The organism is Microcoleus sp. Pol1C5 (assembly GCF_036701115.1).
Classification (GTDB): Bacteria; Cyanobacteriota; Cyanobacteriia; order Cyanobacteriales; family Microcoleaceae; genus Microcoleus.
On sequence record NZ_JAUBQE010000023.1, the window covers coordinates 36,506 to 62,113 of the forward strand.

The 25,608-nt window shown below is 46.4% G+C and carries 20 protein-coding genes; 9 read left to right on the plus strand and 11 right to left on the minus strand.

Annotated features, from left to right (window positions below; all coding sequences use genetic code 11):
• Positions 1–172: 172 nt before the first annotated feature.
• Positions 173–1,117 carry a response regulator gene (locus QUA23_RS14510; protein ID WP_333077125.1) on the minus strand — a complete coding sequence of 315 codons (945 nt, stop codon included), beginning with the start codon at positions 1,115–1,117 and terminating at the stop codon, positions 173–175.
• 156 nt (positions 1,118–1,273) lie between these two features.
• On the opposite strand from QUA23_RS14510, the gene QUA23_RS14515 reads away from it, so the two are divergent.
• The gene (locus tag QUA23_RS14515; protein WP_333077123.1) at positions 1,274–2,368 is read left to right on the plus strand and encodes a RuBisCO accumulation factor 1; all 1,095 of its coding nucleotides are present in this window, start codon (positions 1,274–1,276) and stop codon (positions 2,366–2,368) included.
• A gap of 104 nt (positions 2,369–2,472) precedes the next feature.
• On the opposite strand, the gene QUA23_RS14520 is transcribed toward QUA23_RS14515, so the two are convergent.
• Entirely contained in the window at positions 2,473–3,474 is a 1,002-nt protein-coding gene (locus QUA23_RS14520) for a DUF4349 domain-containing protein (protein WP_333077122.1), read from the minus strand.
• Positions 3,475–3,758: 284 nt separating this feature from the next.
• Here QUA23_RS14520 and QUA23_RS14525 point away from each other — a divergent pair, with 284 nt between their 5' ends.
• Positions 3,759–6,221, plus strand: coding sequence for an ATP-dependent helicase (locus QUA23_RS14525; RefSeq protein WP_333077121.1), 2,463 nt, complete (start codon positions 3,759–3,761; stop codon positions 6,219–6,221).
• A gap of 173 nt (positions 6,222–6,394) precedes the next feature.
• Here the strand turns inward: QUA23_RS14525 and QUA23_RS14530 are convergent, their stop codons facing one another.
• Positions 6,395–8,122, minus strand: a complete 1,728-nt coding sequence (locus tag QUA23_RS14530) for a pseudouridine synthase (RefSeq protein ID WP_333077120.1) — start codon at positions 8,120–8,122, stop codon at positions 6,395–6,397.
• 296 nt (positions 8,123–8,418) lie between these two features.
• Between QUA23_RS14530 and QUA23_RS14535 the strand changes: the two genes are divergently transcribed.
• Positions 8,419–10,101 (plus strand): tetratricopeptide repeat protein, encoded by a 1,683-nt coding sequence (locus QUA23_RS14535; RefSeq protein WP_333077119.1) that lies wholly within the window; start codon positions 8,419–8,421, stop codon positions 10,099–10,101.
• A 268-nt stretch (positions 10,102–10,369) separates the two neighbouring features.
• Here the strand turns inward: QUA23_RS14535 and QUA23_RS14540 are convergent, their stop codons facing one another.
• From QUA23_RS14540 to QUA23_RS14555, 4 genes are all read right to left on the minus strand, one after another.
• A complete protein-coding gene (locus QUA23_RS14540) occupies positions 10,370–11,434 on the minus strand; it encodes an aldo/keto reductase (protein WP_333077118.1) in 1,065 nt (354 codons plus the stop codon).
• A gap of 82 nt (positions 11,435–11,516) precedes the next feature.
• On the minus strand, positions 11,517–11,669 hold the full coding sequence (locus QUA23_RS14545) for a hypothetical protein (protein ID WP_333077117.1): 153 nt from the start codon (positions 11,667–11,669) through the stop codon (positions 11,517–11,519).
• Between the two features lie 326 nt (positions 11,670–11,995).
• Entirely contained in the window at positions 11,996–13,180 is a 1,185-nt protein-coding gene (locus tag QUA23_RS14550; protein WP_333077115.1) for an L-dopachrome tautomerase-related protein, read from the minus strand.
• Positions 13,181–13,322: 142 nt separating this feature from the next.
• A complete protein-coding gene (locus tag QUA23_RS14555) occupies positions 13,323–14,039 on the minus strand; it encodes an MBL fold metallo-hydrolase (RefSeq protein ID WP_333110412.1) in 717 nt (238 codons plus the stop codon).
• Between QUA23_RS14555 and QUA23_RS14560 the strand changes: the two genes are divergently transcribed.
• On the plus strand, positions 13,920–14,273 hold the full coding sequence (locus QUA23_RS14560) for a hypothetical protein (protein ID WP_333077153.1): 354 nt from the start codon (positions 13,920–13,922) through the stop codon (positions 14,271–14,273). The two genes, QUA23_RS14555 and QUA23_RS14560, sit on opposite strands and share 120 nt — an antisense overlap.
• A gap of 112 nt (positions 14,274–14,385) precedes the next feature.
• Here QUA23_RS14560 and QUA23_RS14565 read toward each other — a convergent pair whose 3' ends face one another.
• Positions 14,386–15,195: an SDR family NAD(P)-dependent oxidoreductase gene (locus tag QUA23_RS14565; protein WP_333077114.1), complete on the minus strand. Its 810-nt coding sequence runs from the start codon at positions 15,193–15,195 to the stop codon at positions 14,386–14,388.
• Between the two features lie 944 nt (positions 15,196–16,139).
• Between QUA23_RS14565 and QUA23_RS14570 the strand changes: the two genes are divergently transcribed.
• Positions 16,140–16,454 (plus strand): RNA-binding protein, encoded by a 315-nt coding sequence (locus tag QUA23_RS14570; RefSeq protein ID WP_333077113.1) that lies wholly within the window; start codon positions 16,140–16,142, stop codon positions 16,452–16,454.
• A gap of 409 nt (positions 16,455–16,863) precedes the next feature.
• Positions 16,864–17,475: a hypothetical protein gene (locus tag QUA23_RS14575; protein WP_172191765.1), complete on the plus strand. Its 612-nt coding sequence runs from the start codon at positions 16,864–16,866 to the stop codon at positions 17,473–17,475.
• Between the two features lie 112 nt (positions 17,476–17,587).
• Here QUA23_RS14575 and egtD read toward each other — a convergent pair whose 3' ends face one another.
• The 3 genes from egtD to egtC form a co-directional block, all read right to left on the minus strand.
• The gene (gene egtD, locus QUA23_RS14580) at positions 17,588–18,634 is read right to left on the minus strand and encodes an L-histidine N(alpha)-methyltransferase (RefSeq protein ID WP_333077111.1); all 1,047 of its coding nucleotides are present in this window, start codon (positions 18,632–18,634) and stop codon (positions 17,588–17,590) included.
• Between the two features lie 379 nt (positions 18,635–19,013).
• Positions 19,014–20,309, minus strand: coding sequence for an ergothioneine biosynthesis protein EgtB (egtB, locus tag QUA23_RS14585; protein WP_333077109.1), 1,296 nt, complete (start codon positions 20,307–20,309; stop codon positions 19,014–19,016).
• Positions 20,281–21,069 (minus strand): ergothioneine biosynthesis protein EgtC, encoded by a 789-nt coding sequence (egtC, locus tag QUA23_RS14590; protein WP_333077108.1) that lies wholly within the window; start codon positions 21,067–21,069, stop codon positions 20,281–20,283. Before egtC ends, egtB begins: the two co-directional genes overlap by 29 nt.
• Positions 21,070–21,230: 161 nt before the next feature.
• Here egtC and QUA23_RS14595 point away from each other — a divergent pair, with 161 nt between their 5' ends.
• The 3 genes from QUA23_RS14595 to QUA23_RS14605 all read left to right on the plus strand — a co-directional run bounded on the left by QUA23_RS14595 (position 21,231) and on the right by QUA23_RS14605 (position 25,380).
• A complete protein-coding gene (locus QUA23_RS14595; protein ID WP_190736419.1) occupies positions 21,231–21,449 on the plus strand; it encodes a hypothetical protein in 219 nt (72 codons plus the stop codon).
• A 1,440-nt stretch (positions 21,450–22,889) separates the two neighbouring features.
• Positions 22,890–24,455 carry a methyl-accepting chemotaxis protein gene (locus QUA23_RS14600; RefSeq protein ID WP_333077106.1) on the plus strand — a complete coding sequence of 522 codons (1,566 nt, stop codon included), beginning with the start codon at positions 22,890–22,892 and terminating at the stop codon, positions 24,453–24,455.
• A 637-nt stretch (positions 24,456–25,092) separates the two neighbouring features.
• Positions 25,093–25,380, plus strand: a complete 288-nt coding sequence (locus tag QUA23_RS14605; RefSeq protein WP_333040719.1) for an RNA-binding protein — start codon at positions 25,093–25,095, stop codon at positions 25,378–25,380.
• The last annotated feature ends 228 nt before the right edge of the window (positions 25,381–25,608 follow it).

A 25,608-nucleotide genomic window follows, 5' to 3' on the forward strand; every position in this document is an offset into this window, starting at 1 on the left:
AAATAATTGATCCGTGCTTTCATGTCATGCTGTCGTCAGTCATTAATGCTTTTTTCTTTGTTAGCGAGCGGTGAGCTTTTGTCGAGAATCATTGGTTTGCTATCATTTTAAACTCAAGACTTAGAGCCGACTAAGGACTAATGACTGATGACTGATGACTCATGACTGATGACTAATGACCCTGAAAACTCGTCAATACCAAAGCAACTTCTTGAGCGGCGAGGTGAACTGTTGTGAGTTCGTCGGGGCGCAGGGAACAAGGTTGTTTCCACTGCATGGAAATCAGGGCGATCGATCGACCTTTGTGAATCACCGGGATGCTCAGGTGAGCTTGAATGCCGGAGTTCTGATAGTGTGGCAGACTAGCTAGGGCGGTGTCGAGCCCAATATTCACAGCACCCTGAATAGTTTGAGAGCTAATTGCTTCTCGAACCAGAGGGTCATCTGCCAGCCAATTTTCCACAGTGGAACCCGTGGTATGAGTGCCTTGGAGTGGTATTAAAACATTTTCTTCCACCAGTTGTAAAATGCAATAGTCCGCCAAAAAATTATCACTTATAGCAGTAGCAATTGGCTCTAAACTTGCTTCCAAACTCGGATAATCCACAGCCGTTTGCATGATTGTTGCTAACAGTTGTATTTGATTTTGGGCGCGATCCAATTCCTCAGTCCGCTGCTTGAGAATTTCATAAGTCTCGGCAGCCTTTTGCACCACCATTTTCAGTTCGTTTGGGTCCCAAGGCTTGGTGATATACTTGTAAACCTGTCCTGAGTTAATCGCATCCACCAAGTCTTCAATGTCCGTAAAACCAGTCAAGATAATTCTGACCGTATTCGGAAACTGGGGCACGGTTTTGCTCAAAAACTCCGTCCCCTTCATTTCGGGCATCCGCTGGTCGGAAATGATGACGGCGACCTCGCCTTCAATGCCGAGGACTTCCAAGGCGCGAATTCCGCTCTCAGCTTTGAGCACGTTAAAATCTCGTCGGAAAGTGCGGTAGAGTAAATCCAGATTGTCTGGTTCGTCGTCTACTACCAGCATTTTGGGCTTTTTCGGTCTGTGTAGGGTCATGAGCTGGCGTTTAATTTGATCGAGCTCTGAAATGGCATTATCCATAACAATACGATAAACTCCCCTTTGTAAATTTAGGCGAGCAACTATTCTGTAACAATAGTCTCATAACTCACTTACTATTAATCTATCGCTCTGCCGCGACACGAGCCTTGCCGGTATCCAATCACACATAACTTAGCGCTAGTTTTTGATTCAATTATGACTGATACACCGCAAGATTCATCCCCTCCTGCATCTGCATCCTCCACAACTGCTGTGGATGCCGAAAAGTTAATTCGATCGCTCCGCCGAAAAGAAGGCACTTGGGTAGAGTGGGGACAGGCCTGCACTGCACTGCTAAAAGCTGGCTACAACTCTCAAAGGATTTTTGAAGAAACAGGTTTTGAGCCAATTCAGCAAAATCAAGTGAGCGTCGCAGCCCAAGTCTACACCAGCATGGTAAATGCTGGGGCTTCAGACGAAGTTCGATCGCACTTTTTGGGCAAAGGTAGCGATATCTTATACGAGTTTCGGATTCTCTCTCAAGTAGAGCGGGCCGGGGCGGCTGCTTTGATGCTAACCCACAATTTGGATGTTGACGATGCTCGCCAAGTTGCTAAAGCCATCAAGGAGTTTTCGCACTTTGGGAGTCTCCCCCAAGGGTTCACAGACACCCCCGGCGATGCTATGGCTTACCAATGCTGGCAATTGGCGAGACAGAAAAGCGATTTGCAAGAGCGATCGCGCTTAATTGCTCGCGGTTTAAAATTAGCTAGCAGCCAAACCGCTAGGGCGCAAATAGAGCAATTGCTCGTCGATTTTACCGTAGTTCCGAGACGGGAAGCGCCCCGATTGCCCGTCTACCGGCTCGATACCGAAGAACAATTGCCGCGCGTTGTCCCGGTTGTGGGCAAATTGCCGCTTTCTACTACAGATTTGGTGGCAGTGCCTTTGCCGGAGGAAATCGAGCCGTTCCGAATGGTAAAATTTTCCGGAGCCGGAGCTTGGGTGGCGATTCCCGGATGGCAGGTAATTTTGAACGCTGAAGATCCGGTGGCGGTTTTGGGAATGAGTGATAAATTGCCGGTACCGCTACAAGGCAAAGTTGAAGAAGTTTTGATTATTGCCGATCGAGCCCAAAGACAGTGGGATGCTGACAGTTATTTCCTCGCCGATAGCGCTGGCAATTTAGAATTGTACTGGTTTGAACAATCCCCGGATCTTCCTATTTTGGGGCGAGTTGTTCTGGTGATGCGTCCCAAAAAGATTGTGGATGAAGACTATACCAAAGATGGATGGCAAATTGATGATTAGTCAGTGGTCACTGGTCAGTTGTCGTTGGTTTTAAGAACGGGTTCTCCGGCCGTTCCACAATACATAAATTTTATGTGGAATGACTGCTGACTAATGACTAATGACTACTGAGGCGGTTTCGGTTCTGGAGTTGTCGGATCAGAATGCTGTTTCTTAAATCGATTAAAGCCGTAAACCGCCGCCGCAATTAACAGAAAATAAGGACTGTAAGCCAACAGCCAAATACCCAAAGCAAACAAACCGAGCGTCAATTCACCAACCGAATGAGTCGCTTTCCCCCAAGTTTCCTGCACCCGCAAACCTAGAGAGGGTTCCTGAGTTTGTTGAGCCGATACTGCTGCTTCTAGAGTTAAGCTAATAGTAGAATAGGCTACTTGATTTCGCAAACTTTTTAACTGAGCGTCAATGCGTTCGATCGACTCCCGAATATTGCTCAACTCCTGAGCAGCTTTGAGCACGTCGCCGACAGAGCCCGATCGCTCCATAATTTTTAACACCATTTCCTCGGATTTGCGGAGGTTCCGCAGCCTAGCCTCGCTGTCAACTAATTGATCGGTAACATCCTCAGCCATCAGAGAACGGTTCTCTACAGTTCCGAGTTTTGCCAAAGCCTCTAAAGTCGTTTCTAAACGTTCTTGAGGCACGCGAATCTCCACAGACGCCGTTTGGCGGACACTGGAATCCGGGGGTTTTTGATTTTGAAAACCCAAGATATCGCCTTGCTGTTTTTCGACAATATTGGTAACAGATTTAGTGCTGGCGTCAATAGATTTGACAACTACACTGAGTTCGGCTTTTTTAATCAGTTGGGGACGGGTTGCGGTCGTTTCTGCTGCTTTTTTTGATGAACCAGAAGCTTTTAGCCTTTGGGCTGCTGGCTCGGGTGCGGCTGGTGGTGGTGGAGCCGATGTGGGAACTTGGTTTTCACGGATGCTAGATGAAGCTTCGCCGCCTGTAGCGTTGGGCAGTGGAGATCCGCAGCTAGGCAAAGCAATGGTTGAAGATAAAGTTAAGAATAACGCCACAGCAAAACGAGTTGTGCTTTTGTTAGCTGGGTTTGGGTTTGGCTTGGGCGGGGGCGAATTGGTTTTGAGGTGAGTTTCCATTTGGGTGATTCCTATAAAAAAGGCTTGGGTATTGAATTTTATGCTGGTTTCAATTTAAGCTTCAATAGATAGTGTTAGTTTAGCCGATACCGAAATGGAAACGGTAGAGGTTGAATACTTGGGGATTTTTAACCGCAGATGTAGGCCGATCGATGTTGGCGCCATGACGGTTTGGGTTCTGCGCAGAGGCGATCGCAACTAAAGCAAGTCGGTTTCTGATACCGTTTGAAAATGCTGAACCCCACAAATATTTTTCTAATCTAAAATCTACAATCTAAAATCGCATGACAGATGAATTTGATACTGATTTTATGCGATCGACAACCCAGATCGATCGCCCGGATGTAGCCTCAACGCTTTCCGAATCAGGGTTTGCCGGAGTTTTGCGAGAACAAGCTTGCCTTAAAATTCGCGAAAGCTTGCGTGCGGGGCAGCAGGACATGGCGGATTGGCAAGGCGGCCCCCTTGCTGTTTCGGCGGTTCCGGGGGCCGGGAAGTCTACGGGAATGGCTGCTGCGTCGGCAATTGCGATCGCCCGCAACCAGCTTCACAGCCGCCGCCAGTTAATTGTCGTGACATTTACGCGATCGGCTGCTGCTAATATTAAAGCTAAAATTCGGGAAAGATTGGCAGAATTGTCTTTATCTCAAGGCGGTTTTGCCGTGCACACTTTGCACGGTTTAGCTTTGAATATTGCGATGCGCCATCCCGATTTGTCGGGTTTAAATTTAGAAAATTCAACTTTAGTTACTCCAACTCAAAGTCACCGATTAATTCGCACCTGTGTAGAACTTTGGATTGCCGAAAATCCCCGCCGATATCAAGTTTTGCTGGAAGGACAGCAATTCGACGGAGAGGAAACGGAGAGGCTGCGGCGACAATCGGTTTTGCGGACAGAAATTTTGCCGCAGGTAGCTAAAACTGTGATTCACGAGGCGAAATCTTCTGGTTTATTTCCCGAACAGTTGTTAGAAATGAACGCTCTTGATACAGGGGACGGTTATGAGATTTTAGCAGTAGCTGGGGGTTTATATCAAAAATATCAGGCTTTGTTGAGGAGTCGGGAATTCATCGATTACGACGAGATGATTTTAGCCGCTTTGCGGGTGTTGGAAAATCCGAGGGCGAGGGCGATCGAGCAAAAGCAAGTATTTGCTGTTTTCGAGGACGAAGCGCAGGATTCGACACCTTTGCAGACTCGGCTTTTGGAAACATTGGCGATCGATCCCGATCATCCTACTTTACCTCCCAATTTTATCAGAGTTGGCGACCCAAATCAAGCTATTAATTCTACTTTCACTCCCGCAGACCCGATTTATTTTAACCAATTTTGCGATCGGTGCGAAGTAGAGAATAAGTTAGCGACAATGGACGGCGCAGGCCGCAGCACCCAGGTGATTATCGATGCGGCTAACTTTATGTTGCAATGGGTAAATAGCTCGAAATTAGCGGGAACAGAACAGCCTTTTCGCGACCAAACTATTAAGCCAGTACCCAGCCATGACCCGCAGCAGAATGCAAATCAGGCTCCCATTGGTCGCGGCTTAGAATTGCATACTCCCCGCGATATTTACCATACAATTGAGTTAATTGGCAAGCGGGTAATTGAGTTAGTAGAGGAATTTTTACCCACCGATTTTGAATTCGCAAGTAATGAAAAAGCTATCGATTCAGGCGGGGAAGCGAGGGAGGGGGAAAATAGTGCCAAATTGCCGTTAGAAAATCTGAAATCAATGGCTATTTTGGTGCGGGAAAACAAACAGGGTAAGTTTATCAAAGAAGTGCTGGAAAATCCTCAAAAACACGGATTAAGCTTTGATTTGCGGAAATACGGGATTAAAATTGAGGATGTGGGAGAGCGGGACAGACATTCTCAAGTACCTTGGGAAATTTTAACACTGCTGCAATTCCTCGATCGCCCGCACTCTCCAGACTACCTGAAAGCAGCATTAAAGATTTTGAGCGATCGGCAACTGATCCCCAAACAAGACTACAATGCTTTTGCGACTAGCCCCGAGCAATTTCTTTACCCAGGCCCCCTAGACCCGCAGCAGTCAGATCCCGTTCGCAAATGCCGCTATTTTTGCTGCGGTTTGCTGCAAGCTAGCTTAGAATTGCCACCATACCAAATCATTTCCTTCTTAGCCTTAGCGCTGCAATACGACCAAACAGAATTAGCCACGGCCGACAAATTAGCAGAACGAGTGGCAATCCAAACAGCCGGCAACAATTCAATGCGTAATATTTTGGACGTACTGAGCGAAATTGTCAGTTCCGAAAGATTTGAACCTGTGGATGCAGACGACAAAATAGAAGAACGCTATACCAGCAAAGGTCAACTAACAATTATTACCATGCACAAAGCCAAAGGATTGGATTGGGATTGCGTATTTTTGCCGTTTCTGCACGAACAAACCATCCCCGGAAATTTGCGAGTTTTGCCGCAAACCCGATTTTTAGGAGATTTCACTTTAGCAGAGGTAGCGAGAGCACAAATTCGAGCAAGTTTGCACGAAAAATATCCTTTACCAAATCTAGGCGAAGCCTGGGAACAAGCAGGTTATTTGAAAACAGCAGAAGAGTTTCGACTGCTGTATGTGGCGATGACGCGAGCAAAAAGCTTGCTGTGGATGGCGGCGGAGAAAAAAGGGCCTTTTACTTGGAACAAACCGGAGAATTTGCAGGAGCAAAAACCTTGTCCGGTAATGCCTGTTTTGAAGCAGAGATTTCCGGGTAATGCGATATAAAAAAAGTAAGAAGTAATCAGTAATAAGTAGCTCGTTCCCTGCTCTACTCATGGGTGACAAGTTAAGCTGAAGTCCCCCCATTTGTTGCTCCGATTACTCAACAATAAATATGGCCTGCCTCTATCTGTAATTCCTACTGCTCAACTATCCTTCGTTGCCCGATCGCCCTTAGCTCAAAATGGTGTTTCTGCCTTTAAGTATAACCTTTCTCCCAACTGCGGATGCTCAAACGAAAGTTCCCGCGCGTGCAAGTGTAGCCGCTTTGCAGCAGCCCGACATCCATAAAGCCGATCGCCCAAAATCGGTATTCCTAACCCTCGAACATCCGCTGCATGAACCCTCAATTGATGAGTGCGTCCCGTCAGCGGCAAAAACTCGACGCGATCGCAATTTCCCTCTGTCGCCATTACCTGAAAGCGAGTAACACTGGGCTTTCCGCACTCCCAATTGACTTGCTGGTAAGGGCAATTTTCTGGATCGCCCCAAAGTGGGAGATCGATCGTCCCCGCATCAATTTTTACAGTACCCGAAAGCAGCGCTTCATAAACTTTGTGAACCTGCTTTGTTTCAAATTGCTGCCTGAGTTGACTGCTGGTTTCTTTGTCCCGCGCCAATAGCAAAATACCCGATGTTTCCCAATCTAAACGATGCACCGCATTCAAATCAAAACTATCCGGTAATAAGTTACGCAAACGACTAAAAACACTATCTTGATTTTCCAGATAACGACCGGGAACTGACAGCAAGCCAGAGGGTTTATTAACCGCAATCAACCATTTGTCTTCATAAATAATCGGTAGCATTTCCGTAACGGGCAAGATGCCCGTTCCACAAGAAAAATTATTCCTTGTGCCGTGGGTTTCTAGCCCGCCCGTCAAACCCTCATCCATATTAGAAACAGTCGGATTTTGAGCCAATCCTGACAGCAAAAAACCCATCAACGGCTGACACCGATCGCTACAAGCACCATAAAATTCTCCCTGTATCTTATCGCCCGATGGCTGCCCCCACCAAAACTCAGCCATTGCCAGCGGTTTCAGATTGTTTACTGCCGCGTAGTGGAGCAATTTTGGCGCGCAGCAGTCGCCGGTGCCAGTGGGAATAGAATTAGTTGGCATCAATGAAGAGAGCGAGATCGATTTTCCCAAAAAATTCACCAGAGTGTAAGCCGCGTGCATCTGCGTCTGAAGTTCGCGGGAAAGTTCTTTTCGCTGCTGTTTCAGCGCCCGCATCCGCCCATCTGCAGCTTCAATTAATTGTTTTAGCGGCTGCAATGTTTCATCCCGCTGCCGTTTTAATTGCCTGCGTTCCATTTTCTTCAAACGGCTTTCTTGATTCAGTTGTTCCAGGGCAACTTCTAGTGCTTCTGCTGCGAGAGTTTGACACAGTAACTGGCGTTTTTCATCTCGCTGCAGCTTGCAATTGCGGTGGCGATCGCTCAAAACTTGCAATTGCACTTCAAACTCCCGACATAAGGCTGCATACTCTTGTCGCTGCGGGAGTTGATTCAGTGCAATAAGTTCCTGTTTCATCGCCTCCAATTGAGTTAACGTGCGGGCTTCCTCAAAAGCAACTCGATCTCGTCCCGGAATCGGTGGCACCCAGCCCTCAACAATGCTGCAACCGTTCAGCAGCCCGGAAAATGCTTTGAGTATCCGCTGTTCCCCCGAAGGCATCTCCACCAGTAATATGCCGTACATCTTCCCTTCGCGATCGTAGGCACCGTCAGCCGCAAGGTACTGCATCAAACCGCGGGCGAGATCCTCGGACATTCGAGTGCGGGGCAGTCTCAGCAGCTCGCCGCTTTGAGGACAACGGCCTTCGTACCAATAATTCGGGTGCGAGTCGATCGACTCCCAATCGCAGTCAGTGAAATCTAAAAGCGTGTGCAACTCTAGCATCTTAAATTTGGTTTTAAACCTGAATTAGGGCATATGTGCTTGTGTCCTCGATGCTTTCGGTCAATCGAAAATCGAAAATCGAAAATCGAAAATCGACTTACCGTATCTTACAGGGGTGTACCGAAAGTGGGAAGGGTGCATAATTTTATACATACTCGAATTAAGTAAAAAGGATTTGTCGCACCAAGCCTGATATGCTAAATTTGTTTCAAAACAGCAGCGATATTAAGAAAAGCATAAGTTAATATATAAGACCGCAAGCTTGTTATCCCACTAAATTTTTATGTGAAAGGCGTATGCCAGACCTCTCGACTTCGGCTACAGAAAACTCCTCAAACCCCCAACCAGCTCTGCTGCCGCCGATTTTAAGAATTTTTGCAGCATTTCCAGACTACGATCGGGGCAATAGATTGTACGCCGCAGGAAGGTACGAAGCGGCAGTTCTTTGCTACGGAAAAGCGGTTCAAATTAAGCCGGACTGGGCCCGGGCGTGGCTGAATCTGGGCAAAGCTTACAAGCAACTGCATTCCTACGCAGAAACCGTAGCCTGCGCCGATCGAGCTACAGCAATTAATCCCGAAGAATACTGGGCTTGGATGCTGCGCGGCACAGGGCTGTTAAGTTTGCAAAATCACTCAGAAGCGATCGCGGCTTTCGACACCGCAATTCAAATCAATTCAGAAAAGCACGAAGCTTGGTATCAGCGAGGCCGAGTTTTAGAGGAATTGCAGCAGTGGGATGCAGCCGCAAGCTGTTACAAAAAAGCAACCCAACTTCATCCAAATTTGCCCGCCATGTGGTACCGGCAAGGTAACGTGTTGGTTCAAGCGGAGCGCTATCCTGAAGCCGTGGCCGCTTTCGAGCGCGCGCTGAAACTCGTCCCGACAAATTGGGAAGCTTGGCTGAACCGAGGTTTGGCTTTGATGAAAGCGGAACGCTACGCTGAAGCTGTAACTTCATACGATCGCGCCATTCAACTGCAACCACAAAATAGTCTGGCTTGGTTCAATCGGGGCATTGCTTCAGCAAAATTGCACAAATATGCAGAAGCCGTGACAGCTTACGATCGCGTACTGCAAATGCAGCCCAACGACTGCGAAGCTTGGTTTTATAAAGGAATGGCCCTCAAACACCAGTGGGCAGACGCGGCAATTGCTTGTTTCGATCGGGCAATTCAAATTAATTCTTTTTATCCCGAAGCATGGATCGGGCGCGGTCAAACACTGTCAGAATCGAGAGATTTTGAAGGGGCGATCGCTGCTTTTGACCAAGCCGTTCAAATTAATCCGAATTTTCCCGAAGCTTGGCTGGGTAGAGGCATCGCCCTGGCAGGATTGGAACGCTACAAAGAGGCAATTATCGCTTACAGCAATGCCCTACAAATTGAAGGTAATTTTCTAGAAGCTTGGAACTTGCGAGGCGAAGCTCTGGAAAAATTACAGCAATACGAAGAAGCGATATCCTGTTTTGATAAAGTAATCTCTCTGACTTCAGAAGCAGAAATTACATCAAAAGTAGGGTTGCAGCAAGGCGCAGCGCTGGAAAAATTGCAGCGTTACGAAGAAGCCGTCGCAGCTTACAATCGCGTACTTAAAATCGTCCCCGACAATTTTGAAGCTTGGTTGAAACGCGGCAACGCTTTGTCAAAATTGCAGCAGTACGAACAAGCTCTAGCATCATACGATCGAGCAATTACTGTCTGGCCGGATAACTATCAAGGCTGGGTACAGCGAGGTCTGATCCTAGGGGAAATGCAGAATTATTCCCAAGCACTCGTCGCTTTTGACCAAGTGATTCAACTCAAGCCCGACAACTGGGAAGCTTGGGCGCAGCGGGGCGACGTTTTGCAAAAATTGCAGCGAACTCAAGATGCCATTAGCTCTTACGGAGTCGCCCTCGAAATCAAACCCGATTACTACGAAGCTCTAGTCAGTCGAGAAGAATTGAGACTCAAGGGCGCGATGTCAGGAAAGTGGTAAGGGGAAATTGACGAAGAGTTTTGAGTTTTGGAATTGCTTTGTTCCTCGTAATACCGCGCTGGGGTAAAGTTTGAGCTATTTAACTTAAAACTAAAAACTTTCCGTCTTCTCTCCCTCTGCGTTCTCTGCGCTCTCTGCGGTTCATAAAAAAATCTAATTCCCACAACGCAAAAGAGCCGGAGACAACCTCTCCTCTAGCTTTGGTGGGTTATCTAAAGAAATAACTCTCCCCTCATCCTAGATTTGCTTAGGAATAATACAAAAGCGCTTATCCTAGCCACGATGGGTTCATGGCGGTACTATCAAATTGGTTGGTAGTTTTATACAGTTCGTATTGCCCTTTTGCCGCCGCCTCGCGAGTGCGATTAAGCATTGCTGTAACTTGTGCTCGATCCATCGGCTTAAACGTGCGAGCGGCCTCAAAGGCTTGATCGAGGATTTGCATACTATCAATGCCAGTAATCACAACTGAAGTAGGCAGATTCATCGCATAGTGGAGACATTCGATCGGACTTACTGTATTGCTTCTAAGCACGTAGGGGTCGCCCATAGATTTCATCCCCAATACACCTATTTGGTTCTTCACCAGCACCGGCAGAACTTGTTGCTCAAAACTTCTAAAATGAGCGTCCATCACGTTCAGTGGCATCTGTACCGCGTCAAAACGGAAATTGTTTTGAGCGGCAATTTCCATCACTCGCAGGTGAACCAAAGGGTCTTTGTGTCCTGTAAAGCCGATGTAACGAATCTTGCCCGCCTTCTGCGCTTCTACTACGGCCTCCATAGCCCCGCCGGGAGCAAAAATGCGATCGGGGTCTTCCATCCGAATAATTTCGTGATGCTGCATTAGGTCAATACGATCGGTCTGCAACGCCTTCAGTGACTCATCAATCTGCATCATCGCAGCGCCCTTGGTGCGGCCGTCAATCTTGGTCATCAGAAACACCTTTTGCCGGTAGCCATCCTTGAGCGCTGCACCCATCCAGCGGTGGCTGCGTCCGTTGTGATAATCCCAAGAATTGTCCATGAAATTGATGCCGCGGTCGATCGCACTGCGAATGAGCTTAATAGCTTCTTGCTCCTCTCGAAGGCGTCCGATATGGTGTCCCCCCAAGCCAATTGCAGACACTCGCTCTCCTGTGCGTCCCAGCGTCCTGTAACTCATCTCGCCGCTTTGGGTTTGAGCTTGGGCTACTTCATTTTTAACCTCTACTTGAGTCAGTTCATCTTGAGCTAACACGGGTTTCAACAACCCTTCTGAAGCAGCCAGCCCTGCTGCAACCAAACCTGAAGCAGAAGTTACTTTTAACAACTTGCGTCTGCTGATACCCATAAATGTCTCCTTCAAAAAACTACTAAGACCTATACTAAATCCCTACTCTTGACACCCTAACCGCGACAGCTACTGGCGTCTCTCAAAATCCCGATCGCAATCCGGCTGCAGCTTCGCCAACTGCCTGCTTTGCCTTATCCACCACGGCTCCCATGCCAAAGAACTCATGAGTTACGTTGGTATAATTGGTTGCCTTGACAGCAGATCCAGCCTCCCGTAGCCGATTGTCCTTCACTCCGCAACGGGTCAATGTCTGCGGCAATTACCGTCGCAGGGGGCAGACCACGTAGGTTTTCGGCTCGCAACGGTGAAGCGTAAGGATTACTCCCGTCAGCCTAACTTTTGAGATATTGGCTCCAGAGGATATTTTCTGATTCACAAACTTCTCCAATAAATAATAATGATGAAGCCTGCGATCGGGTCTTTCCAACGAACGAGCGCGCTTTGTGTGTTTGAGGCTACTTTTCTAGCATTGACCGCCACCGATCGTAGAATAGACGATCGCGCGATCGCCCGGAATGCAAACGCTTGACTGCATTTTGTGACTGTGAACGCGGTAGTTCACCGCAGTCCTACAGGTTGGGCATTAATCCGAACTCGAAACAGGCTGTAGGGTTTCTGTCGCAAATCCTGACCGTTGTGATACCTAGCTTGGCGGTGGAGTTGATTTGCCGTGAAATAAAGGTAACCATTCGAGGCGACGGAAAGCGTGTCGGGCCACAGCACTCGCGGGTCATGCACCAGCCGTTCAATCGAGCCGTCCGGCAGACGGCGCTGAATTGCATTCTGCTCGTAGTTTGTCAGATAAATGCGGTTTTGAGCATCCGACTCCAAGCCATCGGAAGCTCCTCCCTTCTCGCCGTGGTCTACCACTGTGCTGGCAACTTCTCCATCGGACATCGGCTCGTTTACTAAGGCATCGACAGCCACGCTGTAGAGTCGTCGTGATGCAAGTGGAGTGTAGAATAGTCGCTCTCCATCCGCACTAATTGCAATCCCGTCGGAACCAATTTTGATCTGACTGGGCGGTTGACCCGGTTCACGATTCATAATGGGCATCCCTTCCACACTGGGTAGAAAATTGGGGACTGCTTTCGTGGAAGGATGATCGTTCAACCGCCGCCAACTTCTGCCGGAGTCCAAGTCAACCACAATAATTCCATTTGGTCCTTTGTCGGACGAGTCGGTAATGAATGCCATTCCAGCCTTACCTCGCCGCAAATCAAAGCGAACATCGTTCAGGTAAGTTGTTGGCAATGCCACATTTGGGGGAAAGACAATGGTTTTAAAAATCTGGTTTTGCCCCAGATCCACTCCGACCAATTTTGCTCCACCGGGCTGTGGTGGGCCAAAGTTGATGCTAGCAGTATCTAAAATCCACAAGCGATCGCGCGGGTCAACCACCACACTTTGAACCGAAATCAGGGACTTTGATGGGTCGCTTGGGTTCGGGCGATTAATTTCAGGATTAGGATACGCCACAGTCTGACCATTTCTGACTTCAGCAACAGTGTACTCTACGCGATCGCCCCATTTAGGAAAGTTCACGAAGATGCGTCCGCTTTGGGAAACAGTAACACCTGTAGGCATCGGACCGTTGAAGACCGCAACGGGTTCAATATCGCCAACCGTTTGCTCTTTGGGCAGCGTTGTTCGATCGATCTGGGCGGGTTGAGACTGGGCATAAACAGCAGAGCCGAGAAAACCGACGGCTGCAAGAAATAGTAGGAGTTTAAGGATCTTCATAGAATACCTTCTTTATACTGATGCCATTGGCATGAGATTTTGTAGAAGATCGGACGAGTGCCGCGGACAAAAAAGCCTCGGACACGCCGATCGTCGATGATCGAACCATCAGAATCGGTTACCAAAAATAATGATGAAATTTCTAGTTTTGAGAGTTCCTAGGCCCGCCAGCGAAGGCTTTTAACTCAATAGCATCGTGACTGCAAAACACGCGCACATCTTTACTATGCTGTACCGATAATGCGTGCAGCCGACCTTGATTGAGCAACCTAGCCTTGCGATCGACCTCCATCATCCATTGGTAGGCGCGCAGACCGGGCGTGCAGCGCCGGTTAGCGGTATCCATCTCGTGTCGGTAGAAATAGGCATCGCCTGCGTGCAGGAGCCAGCCATCGGGTGTATCAATGGCAATGCCAGCATGACCGCGCGTGTGCCCCACCAACGGGATTAGCAAAATTTCCGGAGGCAACCCGTCGAGGTCGCGGACAGCTTCAAAACCGAACCAAGGTTCCCCACCCGCCGAATAGTATTTCCAGCGTTTGACTTCATCCCACTGCCCCGGACGATAGCGCCTTTTTGTGATGAAACCGTGCCGAGCCTGTGCTGCATCGATTTCAGCCTGCATGACGTGTACCGTTGCTTCAGGGAAATCCTCTAGACCACCGGCATGATCGAAATCGAGGTGGGTTAGCACAATATGGCGCACATCGCTTGGTGAAAATCCGAGCTGTTCAATTTGATGGATCGCCGTGTACTTGCGATCGAACTGGATGTTATTAAAGTGGACGAAAAACGGGCTGAGCCGAGAGTAAGGCGACTCGATATCCCGCAATCCGAAACCGGTATCAATCAGAACCAGTCCCTGATTCGTTTCAACGAGCAGACAGTGGCAGACGAGGTGAGCCGTCAAACCCCGACTGAAGCCATCGAAAAGCGCCCCTCCAATGGGACACATACAGCCACAATTGAGATGATGAATTTGCATAAATGTGCTGCACTAAATTACTTAGGCGAGAACCATTTATTCCTCAGTTCGCATCCAATGCCGATGCTGCATAATGCCATCGATGAACGCCTGAGAAAACTGTGCTAAATCGTCACTACTCGGAGAAGTAAACACGCTTTTATCGGCAGCAATCTTGCCATTATCTGCGATGTTTACGTCCTTTAAATCTGCACATAAGAATAGATAAGACGGGCGCGAATTATTTGTTAGCAGATCCCGGTTCAGTAAGCTGGCGGTGCATTTCGGCATTAACGGTATCAGGCAAAACCTTGCTCGCGCTGGCCAGAATCTTTGTCTTGAGTGAACCGGCGATAATGTCGTCCTTACCCGCCATCAGCGCCTCGAAGCCCTGCTTGGCAACTTCTGCCGCGTCGTCTTTCTTGTCTGCGCCCGCCTTCGTGTCGTCCATTCCCGCCCGATGGAAGAAGTTGGTATCCGTCGGCCCTGGCATCAGCGCGGTAACGGTGACGCCTGTGTCCTTTAACTCGTTACGCAGCCCTTCTGAGAAGGAGTGTATAAATGCTTTAGATGCCGCGTAGACTGCCTCGAACGGGCCGGGCATCAGGGCGGCAATGGAGGAAGTGAATAGAATCCGTCCCTGGCCGCGATCGACCATATCCTTAACTACTCGTTTAGCCAAATGCACAGACGAGACAACGTTGAGGTTAATCAGATTTAGTTCGTCCTTCAAGTCTGTCTCGCGGGCAAAGTCGCCGCCGACGCCGACACCGGCATTAATGGCGATCGCATCCACTGGCCGATTAGTCGCTTTTATCTGGTTGTAGAGCGTCTCAACACCGTCGTAGGTAGCGAGGTCTGCCTCCACTGTCTCGACTTTGGCACCGAGCCCCTCACAGGCTTGAGCCGTTTCTTTGATGCTCGCTCCGGTGGCGGTGACTAGGAGATCGAATCCGTTTTGAGCGAACTGTTTGGCGAGTTCGTAGCCGATACCGTTAGAGGCACCCGTCACGACAGCCAAGGGCCGGGTCAACGAACTGTTTATAACCATTTAAAATCCTCTGTTACTGCTTCACCCTCGTTTGTCTAGACTTGCTTTTCTCTGTACCAGACAATCTTTGTGGACTGTGGGCTTTCAACTTTTACAATGCTAGGGAGGTAGGAGTGCGATCGCATCTTTCCCAGGACATAAGCTTTTAGGCATTTAAATACGGTATAATCGAAAACAAACTTCATGCAATTAGTGTAAAAATGACAGCCGAGAATCATCTTAGAGAAAGAGCAAATAGAGAAAATACATAAAGCCTTAAAAAATGAATAAAATGGAAATATTATAGAAATAATTATACTTAGATAGCAATCCTTGCAGGAGTAGTAAAATTTTTACCCCACCCCAACCCTCCCCGCGAGATCTGGGAGGGAGTAAGAAATTCACAAATGATGCGAGGATTGCTATATATGTATAAAAAAATGCGAGTAGATATGGGTAATAACTCTTTTGATAATTATTTGGGAACCGTTATTCTCTGCTGCTAAATTGGAGGCGATGAGAAACGGGAGATGAAAGAGGGGAGATTGACTCGGAAGATTAATCCTGGGCTAAAAACATTTATCTCTGGGGAAAGGGGGAGGATGCTTGCCCAGGGAGAACAGTGCGTGATGTTAGTTATAAGTGAATCTCAGGCACTGTTCTCAATCAGACCCAATCAACCTGGTAACAGCGACGAAAAATCTCAGATATCAGGTCGATCGCGCAGCAAGAAACCAAGCGCATGACGCCCAGAGTGTAAGATGTCAGTTATCAGGAATACTTTCGGTTGGCGATTGCCCGATCTCCCCCAAAATTGAAAATTATGACAGCCAATTGCTGATTCTGCTGGCTTCATGTTATAGTGGTTTTCCAAGAATTAAATTCGGTTGCGTAGTTTGTTGGTATTTATTTACAAGCGTCTCTCCGAATCTAAGTCTCTGCACCCTAATGATTCTGGAGATTTTATGTCGATTTACGTGGGTAATCTTTCATATGAGGTAACATCAGACGACCTCAACGAAGTATTTGCCGAATACGGTACTGTAAGCCGCGTCCAAGTGCCAGTGGACCGGGAAACAGGCAGGATGCGGGGTTTTGCTTTTGTGGAAATGGCAAGCGAGGCAGAAGAAGCAGCAGCCATCGCAGCTCTAGACGGTGCTGAGTGGATGGGCCGTGACTTGAAAGTCAACAAAGCCAAACCTCGCGAAAACAACAACAAACGCTCTTCGGGCGGCGGCGGTGGCTGGGGCGACAACGATCGCTCTTCACGACGCTACTAAGCTTTGAAACTGAAAATTTGAGTTTTGGTAGTTGACGGCAGGTGCGAATGCTGCTTTTTTTTCCAGTTGTTCGATCGACCCATCAAATAAAACTCCCAAACCTCTAAATCAGTTTTGCCCCCTCTCAGGAGGGGGCTTTGTTTTTGGCGAAAAATCCCACCAGGTACGTCTGCGATGCAGTTCCCACTTTAGTTCGTGATTCGATGCCCTCTTAACTGCTTTCTTTAAGAGGCTGTCGGGATTTCGCGGTTCGACTCCTGTAAACTATCAAACTAGAATTAAGCAGCAAGAAAAGTTAGAATAACGGCAAAACTGAATATTGCCCAGAACAGCAAAACTATCTTTACCGAAGATTAGTCGAGAAAACCAGCCGAATATCAGCCAATATCTTGATTTTGCCTCAATAAAGATGTCCAAGGTCTACAGCACGGCGGAACTCATTAAAATCCTCGAAGAAGAGCGCCAAGCCTGCTTGCATGGGCGGCGCCTCAACTTGACTGAAACTCCTGCTACAGGCAACCCCGTGATTGACCGTTTTCTCAAATCTGAGGGAGTTCAGAAGTTCACTGCTTATCAAAATTTTAAGGCTGCCGTACACGAATACCAGCGGGAACATCAAGTTTCTGGGATTGTCTGGCGGGAAATGGCGGTTAAAGGCAATACTCTACGCTATCCGGCAGTGGATGACGAATTAATAGCTCTACCGGTTGATTTGATTACGTTGAAGGCAGCTAAGATTGCTATGTTGGAATTCTGGCAGCAGGTAACTGCCGGGATGGATTTGTATTTAAGCATTAACAGCGGGAAGGATTTTCGATCGATCGAGCCGGTTGATGTAGAGGCTATAGCCCAGCGCACAGAATGGGCCAGTCTCTCGAAGTGGGAAAAGTTGGATTTTCTAGAAATTTTGTTGCAGTTGGGCTGGGGGAAACCGGAGGAAGCTTATTATAAGCGGGGATGGCCGACATCGGGCAGCGAATACATTCACGCCGTAAAACCCGGACAGCGGCCGATTTGTTAATTGGTAATTGGTAATTGCTAACAGGATAAGCTGAATTCAGAACAATCGACAACACAGAAATTGAGGACACGGCGCCGTGCCGTGTCCTGAGTGTAGGTAATATCTGAAGAACTCATTTATTAACTTCTGACATCTGACAAAGCATCAAGCCAAACCACTGATTTGGATCTGTCCAAACTTGCACCGGCATTAAACCACGCTGCGAAAGTTCTGCCTTTACAGTATGGAGATTAAACTTGCGAGATATTTCGCTGCGGATAGTTTCTCCCGCTGCAAATTCAACCGTTAAATTGAGAGAACGCAACTGCACTGTTTGCGCTTTTTTACTTTTTAAGTGCATTTCTATTTGACATTCCTCTTGATTGTAAAAAGCCCAATGCTCGAACTGTGCTAAATCAAAATTTCCCTCAAATTTTCGATTTAAATGCCGCAGCATATTCAAGTTAAATGCCGCCGTTACTCCTTGACTGTCATCGTATGCAGGCTCTAAAATATCCTTAGATTTGTCCAAGTCAATTCCCAGCAAAAAATACTCTCCCGGCTGCAATGCACCGACAATTTGCGAGAAAAACAAATCGCATTCTTGAGCGTTGAGATTGCCGAGGGTACTGCCGAGAAAGCAAATCATTCGGGTTGGCAACGGCGACGGTGCAATTTTAGCTAAGGCTAATTCGTAAGTGCTGACAAGTCCGTGAATCTGGAGCGACGGATAATCTGCCAACAGTTGACAAGCGCTGCTTTCTAGGATACTAGGACTGATGTCGATCGGCAAATAGTGCAGGGGATATTCCAGTTGACTGTAAGCATCAAGGAGAATCCGAGTTTTGGTGGAACTGCCGCTGCCGAGTTCCACAATTTCGCAGGGGCCCGTTAAATTTGCGATCGCCCCCGCGCACCGCTGCAAAATAGCCGTCTCAGTGCGCGTCAGGTAGTATTCCGGCAACTGGCAAATCAACTCGAACAGGTTTGAGCCGCGATCGTCGTAGAAATACTTGGGAGGCAGGGATTTGGGGGTTTGAGTCAACCCGCTAACTACATCGCTGCCAGCATTGATTTCTGCGGGTGTCAGTGCCGCAGCGCTCACCAGTCGCTCTAAGTGCAGTCGGTTTTCTTTCGTTGAGGCTGAGTTTGTCGTGTCGGACAGTCTTGGGGATTTCATAAAGTAATTTTTAGATGCACATATCGGTATAGCACGCAGTCGCGTTGCCAAATATCGCGCTCAAGTCAGATTTTTCATACCGATCTCGGTTCTGTATTTTCTCACCGGATGCCGATCGCATCCACAATTAAAACTTAAAATTTATCCACAAAAATTATTGAATACTTAACCAAACTTGTTTTCTTTGAGCTTGTTACATGGAAAAAAGTTGGGCATTTCGCAAACAATTTTTTTCCCAGTTTCCTCTCCAGTCATTTATCTGATGTTCGTCAAATAAGCTTTGTAATGCAATTGTTAAGGAATTTGTTCATCGGAAAAGTCGGATGACTAAATTCCTTAATACGAACAAATTTGATAGTAGTTATAATTACCTATCAAACTACTTAGCGCAGCGAAAACCAGCAATAATTTGCCGCACGCCCGGATAATACCAATTCCGAAATGTCGATCGCAGTGCCTGCGGAAAAGTCGCCCAACTCCCGCCTTTCAAAACCCGGTGTTCTCCATCAAAATAAACTTGAGAATAGCCCCTGTAAGGATAACTTTCAAATCCCGGATAGGCGTCAAAGGTTGAAGCAGTCCACTCCCAAACATTCCCCAACATATCATAGCAGCCGATCGCGCTTGCTCCTTTGGGAAAGGCATCAACTGGCGAGGTATTTGCAATATTATTGCCGTGATTGCACAGGCTGCCCTTTGGCGGTTCTTCTCCCCAAGGATAGATGCGATATGTTTGATTTGTGGCGTCCCAACTCGCAGCTTTTTCCCATTCGGCTTCCGATGGCAAACGCTTGCCGATAAAGTTGCAGTAAGCTTCGGCTTCGTACCAACTGACACCGCAAACTGGATGGTTGTTGAAAGCTGGATTTTCTGACCAGTAAAGCGGTTGAGAGACGGCTTCGCCTTGCAGCCATTTCCAGCCGTCCGCTGACCACCAATCAGGGTTTTGATACCCGCCGGATTCCATGAAATCTCGGTATTGACGGCAAGTGACGGGATAGCGATCGATCGAGTATTCTTCTAAATAACACAGGTGGCGCGATCGCTCGTTATCCAAAGCCTCAGCAGCATCGCTTCCCATGTAAAATTCTCCGCCCGGAATTTCAATCGCCGGGGAATCGGTAATTGGTAATTGGTAATCGGCAATTAATCTTCCCCCTTTCTTATTCCTTCTATCCGTTACGTCCCGAAAATCCGTTAAATCCGTTGCCGAACTTCCTTCTTCCTTCTTCCTGTGCATTTGCAACACGAAAGCAACAGTTTCGCAGTGCTGGCTTTCGTGCTGAATAATAAACCGCCAGAGACGTTCTTGCTTGTCGATCGGCGCTACTTCCAAATAATCTAACACCTTTTTTCTTACCGCGTCCAGATATAATTCAACTTCAGGTAACGTCGGCAGAAAAACCCGTTGTTTTTTCGGCAAAATATCAGCAGCAAACAGTTGGTGATACTGAGGCAAGACAGGTTCCAAGCCAGCACATCGCTGCAACAGCCACAAATCTTCAGTATAAGCAATATGACCTAAGTGCCAGCCAACAGGACTGAAATCAGGATGAGCTTGGCGGCAAAAAGTATCGTAGTCGATGTCTGTAAATAGCTTGAAAGTGCCGCGGCGACACTCCTGCAAATCGCGATAAATTGCCTCTCTACAAGATTGGATAGATTTCGATATCACGCTCTACTCCGGTACTGATAATGCTCTGGACTGGACACTCGTGCCAATTGCCAGCAAATAAAGGTTCAGAAGCAATGATGACAGAATCCGGGAAATTCAAATCGTCCCGCAACCAATAGAGGGAAGGAGGGGTTTTTTGGGAAGCAAAGCGAGAGGCAACAAGCTGGTGTCCATCACTGATAATGATATTAGCTGAAAATTCTACTTGGTGAAAGTTTGCTAGCTCTGCCACAGTTTTCAGCGTGTTTTGCAAAGCAGCTTCTAGAGTCACATTGGCGGCTGTCAATTCATTGACAAACAAGCCGAAAATATGCTCTGAATCTGTAGTGCCGTTAATGGATTGATAAATGGTATCGGTGAGTCGAGCGCGAATTGGTCTGTAAAGAGTTTGCCGAAAATTCTTCACAAAGCCGTTGTGTACGAACAGCAGGCGATCGTTCTGAAACGGCTGACAGTTGCTCAAATCTACAGCTTGTCCTGAAGTTGCACTGCGAACGTATCCGATCGCGCATCCAGATTCAACATATCGACTGATACTCGGAAGGTTAATGTCGCTCCAAATTGGCTGTACATTTTTATATGTAAACGGATCAGTATCTAAGTGCGGGTGATACCAACCAAGACCAAAACCGTCAGCATTGAGTACGCCAGAAGTCATTTCGCGGGGCTCGTAACTCTGCACAATTAGGGAATGTTCCGGCTTGTACAGAATAGCATCGAGTAAAATCGGCTCCCCGAGGTAGCCAAGCAAACGGCACATAAAATTTTTGCAGCAATGTGATTAGCATTGTAAGTCATTAGCCGAAAAATTGCCCGATCGGGCATCTTCAGCGCTGGAAGGTTTTTTGTAACCCGCTGCCAGCATCGCAGTACAAACGATACAGTTAAGGTAGAACCCCTGCAGCACAAGGAGACTCTTGAATGTTCCTCGACGAACTCATCCCAATGGCGAAAGAATTGATCGAACAGCCGATCGCCTTCGCGGGCGGATTTTTATCTGGCCTGCTTCGACTCAACCTTCACGAAGATCCCGTTAAAAGCTGGATCGACGAGCAAGCTGGTTCAACTTCCTACACTACTCCCCCAGCCGAACCCACCAACGGTAAAAGCACGGGGCCTCAGTCAATCTCGATCGACTAAGGAAAAGCAGTAACATCCTCCCAACGCCAAACTGATTACAGTTATGGCGTGGGCTTCCAAACATCACAGTTTGGCTTTTCGCGTTTTTCTCTTACGGGATTTGCACACTTGGCTAGACTGAATTTCTCTGTGTCCGCTAAAAAGTCTGCACAGACACTTAGACACTTTCGATTCCCGTATAGCCTTTCTCAGATAGATAAAGTACAATAACAGCAGTATGTAAACCCGTTCCAAATATTTTGGTGAGAAAGTTGACGGAATGCCAACTCTATCGCCTTTCCTAATTATTGATAATGTGTTGTTTTGATAAAACTGAAAATATATTTAAGTTTTAACCGTAACTTCTCAGGTTTGTGATAAATCGGGCGAAGGGGGCGAAAAGTATATTATTACTTTAGCTCTTTTTCTTGACTACTTTATTTACTTATTTTGCCTATTTGTATGATCCTTCTCCATCACTACCAAAGCATTTTTTATAATTTCTGTAGGTGACCGGATCGTAAAATGCTCAAATGTAATTGTATCATGTTCCTTCTTAAGTTAACTTAACTTATATAAAAAATGTTGACACTTATGTATTATACTATTTGTGGAAATATTTTACACGTTTTTTAGTTTTAGGTATCGCAATTAAACCTTTTATTGATAGAGTTCAAGGGAAGTTATTCAAAATTTTAATCATTTTTATTTTCAACAAGCTGCTAAAATTATCAGTTATTTTGCATGAATTTTACATAATTGCACAAATTAGCTCGCCGAAGAATATTTTTGGTTTTATAGCCCTGTTTAAGTAATCTTTTTTTTGAGAAAACTGAGAACTCTCCAAAACACTGAGCTATGAATTTTTGTGATATTGCTTGCGTAATGATAAACATCGATAATTTTTTGTCTAAAATCAAGATAATCAGCTTTCATTGCTAGTAATGTATGATGTTTTCGATGGGCAAATAAACCTGCTGTGAGTGGAGGGGACTTCCCCTCCACTTATGGTGGTGCTGTGACTTTTGAGCGAATTAGAGTTCATTTATTTTATATTTTACCGTTATGAATACCTCAGCAATATGATACCTCATCTGTGTGACAAAGCCTATATCTGTGCACTCCGAACTTAATTATAATCCTACCACTGTTTATAGTTGGCGTGGGCCGGCTTGGTTTGTGTAACGCCAGGTTTTAACCTGTAGACTAAAGGGGTTTATAAAAATGAATTCAGGATGATGACAACCAAAAAGCTACCGTAACTGCCTTGTCACCCAAAATCGATAGCGACTTTCAGGCTCAGGATTTACTCATCAATTAATTACTAATTTTAAAATCTCAAATCTCAAATGTCAAATTTTAATAGGTACTTGATCTACCTGAGAAAAGCTATAATATCTGTTCATGAGTGCAGCGAGGATAACTTTAGGAGAAGGAAACAGAAATAGTATGTTGAGAAAAATGAATTTACAAACCAGACTTATCAGTGCATTTTTGATGATGGGAGTATTAGTATTTTTCGTTGCCTGGGTAGGATGGAACTCAACATCTAATCTCAGTCAACACATAGATACTATAGGTAAAAATAATTTACCGAGTATTGAAGCATTATGGAAAATTAACGAGGGACAAACCCAAATTGAGTCATCCGAGAGAGCGCTAATTAATCCGGCGCTCAGTCAAGCAGAAAGGCAAGATGCCTTAAACAGAATGGACAAGGCTTGGCAGCAGATTCAAGATGGGTTTAAAGCATACGAAGCTACTCCACGTACCGCAGAGGAAAACGCACTATATCAACAAATGCTTAAGTATTGGGAGAAGTGGAAGCAAGAAGATCAAGAACTCCTGCGAATTAATCAAGAATTTGAGAAACTGGGAATTTTGAATCCTTTGAGCTTGCAGCTAAACCTAATTACTCAAGGTAAAAAGAATTCGCCAGAAATGGCAAGAGCAAACACAGCTAGTAACCTTTTGAATAAACTCAGTCACCAATCTAAGCTAATTCGCCTTGAATTTATCAAGGCCGAAAAAGCAAATTTAGCCGTAGCTGCATCCAACAGAAAGCAAGCCAACGATGCTTATACAACCGCCGAAAATGATATTAGGAAGACTCAAGTAGCTGTATTTTTGGGGATGACAGTTGGGCCGCTAATAGCGATTATTTTAGGCATAGCTTTAAGCATAGCGATCGCCAAACCTTTAGATAAAGCGCTGAAAGGTATTATTAATATGATTGTCAGTTCTTCTACCGAGATCGCTGCTACAATTGAGCAACAGGAACGTATTGCTGTACAACAAGCTGCTTCTGTTAATCAAACAACTACCACCATGGATGAATTGGGCGCATCATCGAGGCAATCAGCTATGCAAGCTGAGTCAGCTCTTGAGAATGCCAGTAATGTCTTAAACTTGGCAGCAGAAGGCAGTAAAGTAGTGCATAAAACCCAGCAGGGGATGTTGAGTTTGACTGAAAAAGTCGGAGCGATCGCCGATCAAGTTTTACATTTGAGCCAGCAAACCAATCAGATTGCTAATATTACCAATTTAGTCAGCGATTTGGCTAATCAAACTAATATGCTGGCAATTAACGCTACAGTGGAAGCAGTACGCAGCGGAGAACAAGGAAAGGGGTTTGGGGTGGTGGCGACGGAAATTCGCAGACTGGCCGATCAAAGCAAAAAATCGTCGGATCAGATTAATGATTTGATAAACAGTATTAAGAATTCCATTAATAAAACAGTGATGGTAACAGATGAGGGCAAGAAAACTTTAGATAATAGCCTAAAATTGACTGAAGGTACGGCGGATAATTTTAACAATGTTGCTAATGCTATTAACAGTGTAGTTGTGAGCAGTCAGCAAATTTATCTGAATACCAAACAGCAGGCGATCGCTATTGAGCAAGTGGTAGATGCGATGAATGTTCTGAATAAAGGAGCAACGGAAACAGCCAGCGGTATTACCCAAAGTCGAATTGGCACTCAAACACTTAACAAAGCTGCTTTAAATCTTACATCCTTAGTTTAATGGAGAAAAGTAATATCCTAAACTAGCGATTAAGGAGATGGGGACAAAATTTTCCCTATTCCCCATTTCCAATTTCCAATTCCCAATTTTGCCAAAGTATTGAAGGTGAGATATCCCCGTATATGAAAGGGCTGGGGAGGTTTGAAGTATCTTTTCTAAAAGGGCTATGTAGATGTGTATAGCAATTCTCAAGTGAATCAAGTACCAATTTAGATTTTAGATTAAAGAATTGAAGAAATGGGGAATGGGTAATTAACTGGGAAGTACCTCACGAAAGTTGAGAACTGCTATATCAACGATCGTGGTCCTGAGCAACTTAATATATTATACCTTGTTAGTCGCTGTGTTACCGAAGATGCTTGGTGATTCGTCGTCCACCCATCAGTGATCTGATTAAAATCAAATATTGTTCAGGGACGCGATTCCTCGGCGCCCCAAACCTCATCTCCTGACTCGCCCTGCGGATGAGTGAGGAGATGAGTTTGGATTAAGCTAACTATTGCAGCCAGTACCAAGGGTTGGTCAGTGCGGCAAACCCTTTGAGTCAGAGTCGATCGCCCAGTTGTATGCTAGATAGCACTTGAAAGTTAAATTAAAAGGTTATTATGTATAGCACAATAAGTTCAGTTCGATCGACATGACTATCTACATTGGAAATCTGTCTTACCGCGCCACCGAAGAAGACCTGAAAGCAGTATTTGCAGAATACGGCACAGTCAAGCGAGTTGTCTTGCCTACCGACAGGGAAACCGGTCGGATGCGCGGTTTTGCATTTGTTGAGATGATGGAGGATGCCCAAGAAGACGCTGCAATTGCCGAATTAGACGGTGCAGAGTGGATGGGGCGCCCCTTGCGAGTGAACAAAGCTAAACCGAAAGAAGAGGCAAATCGAGGCGCAGGTTTCAAGAGAAACGACGGATATTAGTCCGCGATGCGGCGGTTGACATCCTGTCGGAACCCACCTGATGCACCAGTGCGCCACTAGCGCCGAATTGCAAGCAGCAGTTGATTTTGGGGATGCAATGTCAAATCCGCTGCACAAAAACATCGATTCTTTGTGGGCTGCACTTGATTCATAACTTTTTGAGAAAGACAGAATTTATGCACGCTAGTCTAGAAACCCGATTTCTTCCGCGATACCTCGCTGCTAAAA

What these genes read in the sequence shown, in the direction of transcription:
- QUA23_RS14510 (WP_333077125.1), bottom strand. Translation starts at nt 1,117, where the DNA reads ATGGATAATGCCATTTCAGAGCTCGATCAAATTAAACGCCAGCTCATG.
- QUA23_RS14515 (WP_333077123.1), top strand. Translation starts at nt 1,274, where the DNA reads ATGACTGATACACCGCAAGATTCATCCCCTCCTGCATCTGCATCCTCC.
- QUA23_RS14520 (WP_333077122.1), bottom strand. Translation starts at nt 3,474, where the DNA reads ATGGAAACTCACCTCAAAACCAATTCGCCCCCGCCCAAGCCAAACCCA.
- QUA23_RS14525 (WP_333077121.1), top strand. Translation starts at nt 3,759, where the DNA reads ATGACAGATGAATTTGATACTGATTTTATGCGATCGACAACCCAGATC.
- QUA23_RS14530 (WP_333077120.1), bottom strand. Translation starts at nt 8,122, where the DNA reads ATGCTAGAGTTGCACACGCTTTTAGATTTCACTGACTGCGATTGGGAG.
- QUA23_RS14535 (WP_333077119.1), top strand. Translation starts at nt 8,419, where the DNA reads ATGCCAGACCTCTCGACTTCGGCTACAGAAAACTCCTCAAACCCCCAA.
- QUA23_RS14540 (WP_333077118.1), bottom strand. Translation starts at nt 11,434, where the DNA reads ATGGGTATCAGCAGACGCAAGTTGTTAAAAGTAACTTCTGCTTCAGGT.
- QUA23_RS14550 (WP_333077115.1), bottom strand. Translation starts at nt 13,180, where the DNA reads ATGAAGATCCTTAAACTCCTACTATTTCTTGCAGCCGTCGGTTTTCTC.
- QUA23_RS14560 (WP_333077153.1), top strand. Translation starts at nt 13,920, where the DNA reads ATGGATCGCCGTGTACTTGCGATCGAACTGGATGTTATTAAAGTGGAC.
- QUA23_RS14565 (WP_333077114.1), bottom strand. Translation starts at nt 15,195, where the DNA reads ATGGTTATAAACAGTTCGTTGACCCGGCCCTTGGCTGTCGTGACGGGT.
- QUA23_RS14570 (WP_333077113.1), top strand. Translation starts at nt 16,140, where the DNA reads ATGTCGATTTACGTGGGTAATCTTTCATATGAGGTAACATCAGACGAC.
- QUA23_RS14575 (WP_172191765.1), top strand. Translation starts at nt 16,864, where the DNA reads ATGTCCAAGGTCTACAGCACGGCGGAACTCATTAAAATCCTCGAAGAA.
- egtD (WP_333077111.1), bottom strand. Translation starts at nt 18,634, where the DNA reads ATGAAATCCCCAAGACTGTCCGACACGACAAACTCAGCCTCAACGAAA.
- egtC (WP_333077108.1), bottom strand. Translation starts at nt 21,069, where the DNA reads ATGTGCCGTTTGCTTGGCTACCTCGGGGAGCCGATTTTACTCGATGCT.
- QUA23_RS14595 (WP_190736419.1), top strand. Translation starts at nt 21,231, where the DNA reads ATGTTCCTCGACGAACTCATCCCAATGGCGAAAGAATTGATCGAACAG.
- QUA23_RS14600 (WP_333077106.1), top strand. Translation starts at nt 22,890, where the DNA reads ATGAATTTACAAACCAGACTTATCAGTGCATTTTTGATGATGGGAGTA.
- QUA23_RS14605 (WP_333040719.1), top strand. Translation starts at nt 25,093, where the DNA reads ATGACTATCTACATTGGAAATCTGTCTTACCGCGCCACCGAAGAAGAC.